The following is an 11,998-nucleotide window of genomic DNA, read 5'->3' as shown; positions in this document are numbered from 1 at the left end:
CTCTTGAATTAAATAATTTTGCTGATTAATTTAAGATCAAATAAATTGTACGTTTTTTGATTTATGACGGAAGTCTAATATTAAATGGTTGAATTAAAGTAGACCCAAATACCAAGGAAATTAATTTAATAGGATATGATGTTGTAAAGATGAAAACTTCAAACACTAATTAAAATTATAGAAGATTGTTTTTGATGAAAATAATGGTTAAAAGTAAGAGCTGGAATGAAATCTTAATAAGTTGTACTTTGCTTGTAATTACTTACGGTATCTTGGCAATGCAAGTTGGTATTTATCATAAGAACTTTAATTACAAATGGACTGAGAAATTTATTCATGAAGATTCTTCATTTAAAATATATAGTTCTTATAAAGTAAAAAGAAAAAACTTTTTTAAGACTTATTACCTAAAAATATATAAAGGAGATCAACTTTTTTATACAGATGAATGTGCCTTATCTTTAGAGAATTATTGTAAATCTATACTTGAAAGTGGAGGCCTACCAATTCAAAACTTAAAATATAAGGAAGGTATAGGGAGATATAATCAAGATGTTATTTATTATGTTCAGTCTTTTGAGATAATAAATAATGGAGAAAATAAAAAAATTGATTCTTCTTTGGTAGATAAGAATCCTAAAAAGGGAAATAATATTTTTTTTATAATCATTGCTCTTTTACTATGTTTGGCTGCACATATTTGGATTGTAAGGAAATGGTTTTTAACGAGGAGAAAGGATTTTAGTGAGGTGAATCAATTGGAGTATTGGATGGTTAAAATTGGATTGCCAGTGAGTATGGTTGTGGCTTTTATCTTGTTTTTTAATGAATTTCAGTCTATTTAAGGCTTAAATATAAAAAATTGGAAAAATAAATAAGTTATTAAGGAGCTATTTTATAGCTCCTTAATACTTTAAAAGATATTAACGACCATTACGGCTACGCCCACGTGGTGCTTTAGTATTTGGACGAGTTGTACCATTAGTCTTGCGACGTGGTTTCTCACTTTCATCCATTTGCCAAATACGCTTTGTACCTGACTTTTTCTTGTTCGGATCTTTTTTATCACCTTCTTTCTTTTTCTGGTGCATGGGCTTACCACCTGTGCCGCCTGGTTTTTTCACATACGAGCGAGAACGATACGGTTGATCTTCAGGTAAATCTTTAAAATCAGGATAAAGCAAAGGCTCGATTTCAGTTTGCTCACCTGGTTGTAAACCTAAACGAACTAAATCAATTGCACCAATTTTAGTACGAATTAAGCGTAAAGTTGGAAAGCCAACAGCCGCTGTCATACGACGTACTTGGCGATTACGACCTTCACAAATTTGTAGCTCAATCCAACTCGTTGGGATGTTAGCACGATAACGTACAGGTGGATCTCGGTCCCATAACCATTCTGGCGCATCTACTTTCACTGCGTTAGCAGGTAACGTCATGCCATCAGCGAGTTCAACGCCTTTACGCAATTGTTCTAAAGCTTCCTCAGTTACATCACCATCGACTTGAGCAAGGTAGGTTTTAAATTTTTTATTTGCAGGATTCGTAATGTATTGATTCAGACCACCATGATCGGTAAGGAACATAAGTCCTTCTGAATCAAGATCAAGTCTGCCTGCCAGACGTAAATCTGGATCATGAATAAAGTGAGAAAGTGTAAGGTGAGCTTCATCCTCACGGAACTGTGACAAAACGTCGAAAGGTTTGTTGAATACAACTATTTTCATATGAGTATACTGCTTTGGCTATGGGCGGCATCATAACAATAAAGGTTTCTATTTAATGGGAAAATGTTGTTATTTCCCGTATAAATCTCAAAAAAACCTGTTTTGAACTAAACTGTTTCATGCAATAAAAACGAAAGTATGCCATAGAAGGCATAGTGATAATCGCTAAATACATGAGGGAGAACCTGCAAAATGGGTTATCAGAAGATCGTGGTTCCTGCCGATGGTGACAAAATCACAGTAAACGCAGACCTGTCACTGAATGTTCCAAATCATCCAATCATCCCTTTTATTGAAGGTGATGGTATTGGTGTGGATATTACACCAGCTATGAAAGCAGTAGTAGATGCTGCGGTGTTAAAAGCTTACGGTGGCAAACGTTCGATCGAATGGATGGAAGTCTATTGCGGTGAAAAAGCAGATAAAATTTATGGCACTTATATGCCTGAAGAAACCTTCGAAGCTCTACGAGAATTTATTGTTTCAATCAAAGGGCCTTTAACTACACCTGTGGGTGGTGGTATTCGTTCTCTGAACGTTGCTTTGCGTCAAGAACTTGATTTATATGTTTGTGTGCGGCCAGTCCGTTGGTTTGAGGGTGTTCCTTCACCTGTTCAACATCCTGAACTTACGGATATGGTGATTTTCCGCGAAAACTCAGAAGATATTTATGCAGGGATTGAGTGGAAAGCAGATTCAGAAGAAGCTAAAAAAGTTATTAAATTTCTAAAAGAAGAAATGGGCGTAACAAAAATCCGTTTTGATGAAGGCTGTGGAATTGGGATCAAACCTGTTTCTAAAGAAGGGACACAACGTTTAGTACGTAAAGCTATTCAGTTTGCGATAGATAATGATAAACCTTCTGTGACGTTGGTCCACAAAGGTAACATCATGAAATACACCGAAGGTGCATTCAAAGAGTGGGGCTATGAACTCGCAATAGAGCGCTTTGGTGGTGAACTACTTGATGGTGGGCCGTGGGTTAAAATCAAGAATCCTAAAAATGGTAAAGACATCATTATTAAAGATGTGATTGCCGATGCATTCTTACAGCAAATTTTAATGCGTCCAGCGGACTATTCTGTTATTGCGACGCTTAATTTGAATGGTGACTATATTTCTGATGCGCTGGCAGCAGAAGTAGGGGGAATTGGCATTGCACCTGGCGCTAATATTGGCGGTGCGATAGCAGTTTATGAGGCAACACATGGAACAGCACCAAAGTATGCGGGGCAGGATAAGGTTAATCCTGGTTCAATTATTCTTTCTGCTGAAATGATGTTACGTGATATGGGGTGGGGCGAAGCTGCTGATTTGATTATCAAAGGTGTTTCTGGTGCAATTGAAGCGAAGACAGTAACATATGACTTTGAACGATTAATGCCAAATGCAACCCTATTACGCTGTTCTGAATTTGGTCAAGCCATTATTCAACACATGGAAGATTAAACAAAGCTAAGCTAAGCTAAAGAGAAGGGTGTTTAAGTAACGCCCTTCTTTGTCGGCATTTTTCTAGTTCGATGGTATTGTTTGTTAATATCGTTCTTTCATTGTGTATTTCACATGATTTTTAACCATATAAATATGCACTGTATCGTTAATTTAGAAAAATCTGTATCTACCATTGATAGACCAAAAGTCCAAAATGGCCGAAAAATGTTTAGAGTCTCATGTCATGAAAATGTATCAAGTTGATGCTTTTACCCAAGTATTATTTAAAGGCAATCCAGCAGCAGTCATTGTCTTAGATGAATGGTTGGATGAGTATCTGATGCAAAATATTGCATTAGAGAATAATCTTTCTGAAACGGCTTTTGTTAAAAAGATTGATGAGACAAATTATGAAATTCGTTGGTTTTCGCCAACGGATGAGGTCGCTTTTTGTGGACATGCGACACTGGCAAGTGCATTCGTATTATTTAAAGATTTTACAAGAATAAAAACCATTCAATTTCATGTGCGTGAGTTAGGAATTTTTATCGTTAGCCAAGCAGCAGACGGCAAGATTAAAATGAATTTCCCTATTCGAAAAGCTAAACTTGTATCTGAATATCCTCAGGAACTTCGAGATGGTTTAACCAAGCCATTTAAAGCGGTTTATCTGAATGGTCAGGCGTATATTGTTGAATATGAAACAGTCGCTGATGTATTAAACGAGCAACCTGATTTTGAAAAATTAAAGCAATTAGGCGCATTACGTACAGCAATTACTGCATCTCAACCTGATGTTGCTATTACAGCGAGAGGCGAAGGTCAGTTTGATTGTGTATCTCGCTATTTCGCTCCTGCGATTGGGATTAATGAAGATCCTGTTACGGGTTCGATTCATACTGCAATTGCGCCCTTATGGGCTGAAAAACTTGATCAAACTCAGCTTATCGCATATCAGGCATCAGTTCGAGGTGGGGTTTTAGAGTGTGTTATTGAGTCTGAGGATCGTATTGAAATTTCAGGTTATGCAAAACTGTATATGCAAGCTGAACTGACGATCTAAATTTTAACTAAACCGCTATAAAAACATAGAAAAAAGCTGTTTAAATACACAGCTTTTTTCAAAACATAACTATTAAAAATCTAAACCATTATCTAGTATAGCTTGTTGTTTTTATTTAAATCACCAAAAAAACTCGGATAATCTATGTTAATGCGGTTTAAGCAGCTTACTCTCTCACTTTGTTTGATCGGGTTGAGTGCAACGTCTTGGTCTCAGACAGTACTCGTAAAAAGTGAAAAAAATATTGAAGAATACAAATTAGATAATGGTTTCAGAGTTATTCTTGCATCAAATGATAAAGAAAATAAAGTCTATGTAAATACAGTGTATTTAACAGGCTCTCTTAACGATCCTAAAGGGAAAAGTGGTCTTGCTCATTTGCTTGAACATTTGGCATTTAAAGGCACACAAAATGTAAAAGGAGAGGAGTTTCAGCGTCGTTTGGATCAATTCACTTTAATGACCAATGCCAGTACCGATTATTACTCAACTAAATATTTAAATATTGTTCGTCCTGAAAAAAATGCACTGAATGAAATTCTATACCTTGAGTCTGAGCGTATGGATAAATTAGTGCTACAAGAAAAATTTGTCCCTTCTGAAATCGAAATCGTAAAACGTGAACGTGAAATTCGTATGGATCAACCGTTTGCAGTATTGATGGACCAGATGTGGAAAGCGGCTTATGGCAATCAATATTTAGGTCGATTGCCGATTGGTGATTTGCCTGAATTAAAATCTATAAAAATGAATGAACTAAATCAGTTTTATAGAACATGGTATGCACCAAATAATGCTGTAATGGTCATTTCTGGAAAATTTGATAAATCAGAAGTATTAAATAAAATTGATCAATATTTTAGTCCGATTCCTGCACGTACTGTACCTGCACCTGTTCAAGTTCCGGTCTTAGATTCAAGTAAGATTGAGCAGCGAAAATTCACGGTGCAAAAGGGTAGTGATCTTGCTAAATTCCACATTTATATGAATGGAAAAAATACGCAACTACAACCAGCATTAGCACTTGCACCAGCACTTTATACCATGCAGCCTAGTGGTACGCTGTATAAGAGCATGGTAGAAACAGGAGTGAGTACAGCTGTTCAATCGACGACATGGTTGGACCAAGATTTTAATATGGTCTTTATGGGTGCAGTGTATGCGCCAAATCATGATGCAAAAAAAGTTGATGATGCGTTGGTTGATGGTGTTGAGAATAGTCAAGCATTTTCCGACGCAGAATTACAACGTATCAAAACTATTACTCAAAATACCGCTGATACGATTGCAAATGATGCCGTTGCTTTGGGTTCTCGCCTTAGTGATTATGCAGTGTCTTCACACGGACAATGGGATCAGTACTTCAAAGATTTACAAGCTATTCAAGATTTAAAATTAAATGATGCCAATCAAACATTAAAACAGTTTTTAGTGTCATCTCATCGTATTTCGGGAGATATTCTACCTACGCCTGAAGATCAAAAGAAAGCGATGACACTCAAGGCACAAGATAAACTTAAAACCTTAGATCAAAGTGCCGAAAAACCTGAACCTTTGAAAGATGTTGCTATTTATCAACAAGAAGTCACTCAATTTGTTGCACAGTCTGCGCAGCAACTGCAAAAAAATGAGCAAAAAATTCAACGTGGTGAATTAAAGAATGGTATTCGCTATGCTTTATTCCCAACCACAACACGTGATGACAAAACCTATGCCACGATTAGCTTAGATTTTGGTACAGAAAAATCACTGTTTGGTAAAGGAGAGACCTTAGATTTAACCAGTTATTTAATGTTGCGTGGTTCTGAAAAACATACACTGCAAGAAATTACAGATAAAGCGATTGCAGCAAGTGGTGGAGCATCTATCACTTCAAATGGTAATGGTTTAACAATTGGGATTCAGGCAAAAAAAGATAAGTTTGAAGATTTTTTAAACTTTATTGTCGATGTGATGAAGCAACCTAAATTTGCACAATCGGAATTTGATTTAGCAAAAAATCAGAGTTTATCTGCATTAGATCGACCTTATACTGAACCTGCTGTAGTCGCATCTATGACTTTGGCAAGATTACTTGAAACCTATCAACCAGGTGATTTGCGTTATCACTTTGAACCAGAGTTTGCCAAGAAGCAGTTAAATGCGGCTACGCAAGCACAGGTGAAGCAATTTTATGATCAATTCTTTGTGACTGATCATGGTCAAATTGCTGTGACAGGTGATTTCGATCCGAAAAAAATGCAAAACACACTACAGAAAGCATTTGGACAGTGGAAAACGAAACAGCCGTACCAAAAAATTACTTCTCCTTATGTTGCTTTCAAAGCTGAAAAAGTCCATGCACTCTCCGAGCAACGTGAGTTTGGTAGCTATCAAAGTATCCTGACGATTCCAGTAGGGGCTTATCATCAAGATGCTCCTGCACTCATTATCCTTAGCCATATTATGGGTAACTCGCAATTGTCTTCTCGTTTGGCGCAGGAATTACGTGAGAAAAATGCGCTTGTTTATGGATTTGGAAGCAATCTTGATCTAGATACCGATACCGATAGTGGATCAATTAGTATTACTGCGAATTATACAGCTGGTCGTTCTGATCAGGTTTCTCAATCTGTTCATAAAGTATTAACTGATTTGCTAAGTAAAGGCGTGACTGAACAAGAGGTTGAAGCAGCCAAAGCCGATATTATGAAGAAGCGTGTGACTTCATTAGAAGATGAACGAAATATTCATAGTATGCTTACGGGTCAATTAGAGCGAAATAAGACATTGATGGATCGTGCTGAACGAGATCAAGCACTTGCAAAGTTGAGTAAATCAGATGTAGATGCTGTAATTAAAAAATACATCAAATTGGATCAGTTTGTGGAAGTGATGGCTGATCAATATGGTAAAGCCCAAGACTTAAAGTAACAGACCAAAAGAAAGCCACCATTAGGTGGCTTTGTTTTTGAGATATAGTTCAATAATAGCTTGTTCTGTTGCTTTGTTATCTGCTTTATTTCCAAATAATCACATCATATCTTGAACGGAGAAGTACCATCGCTGTTTTGGCTATTTGGCTATTTGGCTATTTGGCTATTTACTTTTCTTGATAAGAGCATAGAAAGTATTACGACTAACCTTGAACAATTTTTTTGCTTAATAAATTTTAATTCATAAGTATTTCTATCTAATTGATAATCATATAAAATTCTATATGTGTGCATATGAAATTCATATTTAATTTTTATCCAAAATTTAATAAGGTGTAATATTTTGAAAAAAACTATTTTTTTACCATTTTTGCTTATTCTTTGTATCAATAGCGTATTTGCAGAAGAGTTTTATGAAGACTATCATACTCCTCCAGAAGATATTGTAGACACATATAATAAGTACTGTAAATATGCATCTGAATTCAATAATTACGCTTCGGCTGTAGTTAACCCTTGTAAGTTTCCAGAGCATTTAAATATGATTATTAGTACAAAGTATTTAAATTTTTATGATGATGAAAAATTTCGTATTAAAGCTACTAAGTTATTCAAAGATATCAATGTTAAGTTAACAGAAAAAAATTTTGATAATCCTGATGAAGAAGTTACTCCTTTCGACATGTATTTTAAATCAGTTCTTGTCCTCGATATTTCAGCTAACTCAACAGATGGAAATAATAAGTATTATGTGTATTATATGCCAAAAAACAACCATATGATTATTGCCAAAAGAAATGGGTTTGATAAAAAAGGATACACAAAATTCTCTAGTTTTACAGGCGATGTAAATGATACAACATTAAAGAAATCAGTATTATATCATAATTATTTTATGGATTCTGGATTTGGCGGAAATTCAGGAAGAAGTCTTGGTTTTAATCCATATATTAAGAAAGGATTAAATTTAAATTAATATTAAGGTTATCTATGAACTTCTTGTATAAGTATAATTTTAATGATTTTAAAAATTCCTTAAAAATCATAATTTATAGCTGTCTGACTTTTGCAAGAGGTCTTGTAATTATCTTAAATGTGGAAATTAGGAACAAATGAATAAAATAATACTGTTAGCATTAACATTTTTTGCAACTAGCTCTTATGCTCAAAGTCCTATAGGATTCTGTAAAAAGATAGAGGGGCATGCTCACACAATTATGTATTTTAGAAATGGGAATGATACCCCGAGAAACAAAATAGAAAGTCAGCTATCTCAATCTGCTGCTCGACCATATTTATCAACTGAAACAAAAAAATGGTTTAACATAACGCTAAATGAGGCATATAAATCAAAATGGAGCTCTAAAAATTATAAAATTCCAACTAATGCCGCATACAATCCTAATGCTAGACCACAGGATTATGCAGCTCAGTACTTTAAAGAAGAAATTTATAATAAGTGTATAAGCGAAGCCTCTCCCGACTCTAGATATTGTAGTGATGAAGCTAATGAAGCAAGAACGAATCCTCAAATTCCAAAAAGCTATAGAGCAAGATTAAATGGTTTATGTTTATCATAAGTAAAGATATAAGTGGATGAAACTAGTATTTCATTCACTTACACCTAATCACTGCATATATAAAAACAGCTTTATCATTAGATTATCAGTGATCGTGTTTATGCGTATGAAAATCTTCATTTTTACGGAAGCGTAAGTAATTTTCAAACTGCTCACAATATTCGTCAAAGTTATCTTCTAACATCATTTGAAATTGTTGCAATAAATAAGACATGACTTGCTCTTTGGCATCACGCATTTCATTGCCATCTTTAAAATTGTTTGCTGCAACCCACGTATTAAAGCGAGCTGTTGCAAATAACATGGCAGCGCTGACTTGTCCACGTAACTCTTCTGGTTTGGGTTGCTGTCCTTTTGGTGGGCGACAAAACTCATTGGCTTGTTTGATAAATTCATCTGCTCGCTCAAAAAATATCGCATTTAAAGCTTCTTCTTCTGTCACATCAGTGGCATTAATTTTTTGAGACATGATTTTTCCCAACAACAAATAAGACACGATATTATAGACAAAGCCTTGCGGAAACTAAACCTTTGGCTTAATCTAAAATAGCCTAAGTAATTAGAATAATCACTATGCAAGATGCGATTGCAATTCAAAGCCTTAAAACGGATATCGCTTTACTACGTCAACATATTCATCCACCCCAATATTTAGAGCATGTCGAAGGTTTGCCGATTTATTATGGTTTAAAGGACGAGGTCGATGAATATTACCGACAATGGCAACCTTTGATTGAAAGGGCACAGCAACTCTGTCAGCCTTTTATGGAGGATGATGTTGTTGATGCAATTCATTTACCAAGCCATCTAAATTTGCCACTGTTTTTCTTTCAGGTAGATCGTATTCGAATTAATAAAACACGGGCGAAAGAATCTAAGACTTTTCGTGGCGTAGCGGCTTTGCTCGAAAAATGTGGAAAATTTGAGACCGATCAGATTTTTGCGATGCAGGAATGGTTGGGGAGTGATGATACTGCGGCTTTGGTGGCACATCGTGAGTTTATTGATTTACGAACTTATGTCTTTCAACATGGACAAAGTGAATATACGCGTACCCGTTTTTATATGAATGGCGTGATTTTAAGTGTTGAGCCGCATTTTAAATTGGTAGATGCGCGAGATAAGCCACGTAAGCAGCGTAATGATAGTTATAGTGATCCGATTGCCGATAATGGGACATGGAAGATTTTTGGGAAATATCGATAGAATTTGATAATTTCTCATCAAGTCAAGCTTTTCATCCCCCTCTTTTTCAAAGAGGGGTGAGTTGAAATTTATACTGATCAGTATGTGGGTTTGTGTAGAGATTGCTATTTCCAGAAAATATCTTGAGCCGATAAATGCTGTAACTTTTTATTAGCTTTCTTTGCGACATGCGGCTGCTGTGCCTTAACCCAACCTAAAGCAAATAAAAATTGTGATTTTTCTGCTGCCTGTTGTTCAAAGACCTGTTCTGCCACAAAGAGATCATTATAAAAACCTAAATATTCTTGGATTGGTTCTAGTTTATCCAGAAATTGCTGAACCTCTTTTTCAGGATAAAGCCTAGAAATAAAATCAATGCAATAACGCAATTGCTTGATACGCTTACGAGTACGATGTTGTTTTTCAACTGTAAGTGTAGAAAACTCAGTGGCATCCATTAAAATTTTATGAAAAAGCTTGCTCAAACTTTTAGTCACTTGTTTAGATAATTTTGATTTCGATTCATCACCACAATATATAAAACTAAATAATGATAAGAATAGCTGTGTTGTTTTAGCTCCGCTGAAAAGCTTGGCGATATTGGAATCTATTTCAGCACCAAGAGGAAATTCAAAATCACAGCTTTGTTTTATAAGCGGAATCACAGAATCCTGAATTGCATCGTGATCACGTAATTGCCCCAAAGCCTTAAAAAGTTCTGCTAATTCATTTTCCCAAGTTGGATCAATCTGTGCTGACCAATTTGAAAAATGTTTTAAAGCAGAACGTAAGCGACGCAAGCCGACACGTGCTTGATGAATATGATCGGCTTCAGCAACACCATCGGCAATTGCGGCAGCATTCGGCAATATGTGGTTTAAGGTATTTTCGACGATCAGTTTAAGCGACTGTTCCGCGCTAAGTTCAGATTCTAAATTGAGCTGTTTGGCTTTGGTCGCAGGAGAAACACGTTTGCCAACTGCGAGTAAATTACCTCGTTCAGCTTTGCTACGCACATCAAGCCATAATTGATATTTATCTACCCATGTCTTGGTAAAATCAATTAAGTCCTGTGCTGTACCTTGTTTGAGTTCAAATTCGACTTCACAAATTTTGGCTTGATCGGTTGGAGTACGAATTTCACCATCATCTAAGCAAAATTCAATCTGTGAATCTTGAAACTCAAACACATGGAAACTTCGTTGTACGTCTGTTTGAAACTGTAATTCTAGCTTAGCAGGAGCATCACCTAAAATCTCACGTAGCACCGTTTGAACGGTTCGATTGTGCTGATAAAGTGATAGATCGAGTTCGGGTTCTTGTTCACATTTACCCAGATAAATATCTTCTTCAATGCGCTGTAGATGATTTTTACTGGCAGCTTTAAAGGTTTGTACCCAGTGCTCACCTTCTTGGCGTAAACGGATAGCGACATAGTTTTTGGCAAGTAAGCGGTCAGCGGTATCATAATATTTGGCTTGGAGCTGAATTTTTTGCGCTTTTTGCTTATTCAATATTTGTAAAACACTTTTTTTCTTAGATTCAGGAAGTTGAAATTTAAGCTCTATTTCCATGATGTTATGACTCCTGAGCGCAAAGAATGATAAATATAAAATGAGTATAACGGGTTGACCTCAAGAATGATTGTAAAGTTGTTTTAAGTCCGTAGGACTTACGCACTATTATTTATAGATTCTCTGTGGTAGGAGATGATTTTTATCGAGAATAAAGTCATCAATGAAGTCTTTGATGATTGGTCTAAATAATTTCTTCTGCCAACGATATACATTTTCAAAGATCCGCTCAAACTGGTTCTTTTGTATCTCGACGTAGGCCATCAAGGCTGCAAAAATATGATTCAAAATCAGCTTTGTACACGACAAATTTCATACGGTCCTTGTCCTATCAGGCTTATTCTTTCTTAAAATTGCTAGCACTTTCTTAAATTCTTCTTTTTTTCCAAAACCAATCAAACGTAGAATAGCCATTTTGTATTTGAATTTCCACGTTTATTGAGCATTGTCCAAACAATAGGTATCGCTATTCCACGATAGACGATGGCTAACATCAAGATATTGATATCTCGTTTTCCCCATT

General features: G+C 35.7%; 10 protein-coding genes and 1 pseudogene. 7 read left to right on the top strand and 4 right to left on the bottom strand.

Going from position 1 to position 11,998, the window contains the following annotated elements; genetic code table 11:
- The first annotated feature begins 194 nt into the window (after positions 1 to 194).
- On the top strand, positions 195 to 845 hold the full coding sequence (locus NO346_RS14280; protein WP_256415577.1) for a hypothetical protein: 651 nt from the start codon (positions 195 to 197) through the stop codon (positions 843 to 845).
- A gap of 78 nt (positions 846 to 923) precedes the next feature.
- Here the strand turns inward: NO346_RS14280 and NO346_RS14275 are convergent, their stop codons facing one another.
- On the bottom strand, positions 924 to 1,727 hold the full coding sequence (locus tag NO346_RS14275) for a pseudouridine synthase (RefSeq protein ID WP_005157989.1): 804 nt from the start codon (positions 1,725 to 1,727) through the stop codon (positions 924 to 926).
- A 192-nt stretch (positions 1,728 to 1,919) separates the two neighbouring features.
- Here NO346_RS14275 and icd point away from each other — a divergent pair, with 192 nt between their 5' ends.
- The 5 genes from icd to NO346_RS14250 all read left to right on the top strand — a co-directional run bounded on the left by icd (position 1,920) and on the right by NO346_RS14250 (position 8,716).
- Complete coding sequence (gene icd / locus NO346_RS14270; RefSeq protein ID WP_005157986.1) at positions 1,920 to 3,176, top strand: NADP-dependent isocitrate dehydrogenase; 1,257 nt, start codon at positions 1,920 to 1,922, stop codon at positions 3,174 to 3,176.
- A 226-nt stretch (positions 3,177 to 3,402) separates the two neighbouring features.
- On the top strand, positions 3,403 to 4,221 hold the full coding sequence (locus tag NO346_RS14265; protein ID WP_256415576.1) for a PhzF family phenazine biosynthesis protein: 819 nt from the start codon (positions 3,403 to 3,405) through the stop codon (positions 4,219 to 4,221).
- Positions 4,222 to 4,365: 144 nt separating this feature from the next.
- Positions 4,366 to 7,134 (top strand): pitrilysin family protein, encoded by a 2,769-nt coding sequence (locus NO346_RS14260; protein ID WP_256415575.1) that lies wholly within the window; start codon positions 4,366 to 4,368, stop codon positions 7,132 to 7,134.
- A gap of 345 nt (positions 7,135 to 7,479) precedes the next feature.
- Positions 7,480 to 8,112, top strand: coding sequence for a hypothetical protein (locus tag NO346_RS14255; RefSeq protein ID WP_256415574.1), 633 nt, complete (start codon positions 7,480 to 7,482; stop codon positions 8,110 to 8,112).
- A gap of 136 nt (positions 8,113 to 8,248) precedes the next feature.
- Positions 8,249 to 8,716: a hypothetical protein gene (locus tag NO346_RS14250; RefSeq protein ID WP_256415573.1), complete on the top strand. Its 468-nt coding sequence runs from the start codon at positions 8,249 to 8,251 to the stop codon at positions 8,714 to 8,716.
- A gap of 85 nt (positions 8,717 to 8,801) precedes the next feature.
- On the opposite strand, the gene NO346_RS14245 is transcribed toward NO346_RS14250, so the two are convergent.
- Positions 8,802 to 9,185: a DUF3144 domain-containing protein gene (locus NO346_RS14245; protein ID WP_256415572.1), complete on the bottom strand. Its 384-nt coding sequence runs from the start codon at positions 9,183 to 9,185 to the stop codon at positions 8,802 to 8,804.
- A 104-nt stretch (positions 9,186 to 9,289) separates the two neighbouring features.
- On the opposite strand from NO346_RS14245, the gene NO346_RS14240 reads away from it, so the two are divergent.
- Positions 9,290 to 9,922 (top strand): hypothetical protein, encoded by a 633-nt coding sequence (locus NO346_RS14240; RefSeq protein WP_256415571.1) that lies wholly within the window; start codon positions 9,290 to 9,292, stop codon positions 9,920 to 9,922.
- A gap of 104 nt (positions 9,923 to 10,026) precedes the next feature.
- Here NO346_RS14240 and NO346_RS14235 read toward each other — a convergent pair whose 3' ends face one another.
- Positions 10,027 to 11,475, bottom strand: a complete 1,449-nt coding sequence (locus tag NO346_RS14235) for a CYTH and CHAD domain-containing protein (RefSeq protein WP_256415570.1) — start codon at positions 11,473 to 11,475, stop codon at positions 10,027 to 10,029.
- A gap of 108 nt (positions 11,476 to 11,583) precedes the next feature.
- Positions 11,584 to 11,775 (bottom strand): annotated as a pseudogene (locus NO346_RS14230) (IS701 family transposase); the annotation flags it as partial.
- Positions 11,776 to 11,998 lie beyond the last annotated feature (223 nt).

Origin of the sequence: Acinetobacter sp. 5862, from assembly GCF_024494585.1 — a bacterium.
Taxonomy (GTDB): Bacteria; Pseudomonadota; Gammaproteobacteria; order Pseudomonadales; family Moraxellaceae; genus Acinetobacter.
The sequence above is the reverse complement of the archived record's forward strand: the minus strand, read 5'-3'. Positions and strand labels throughout refer to the sequence as shown.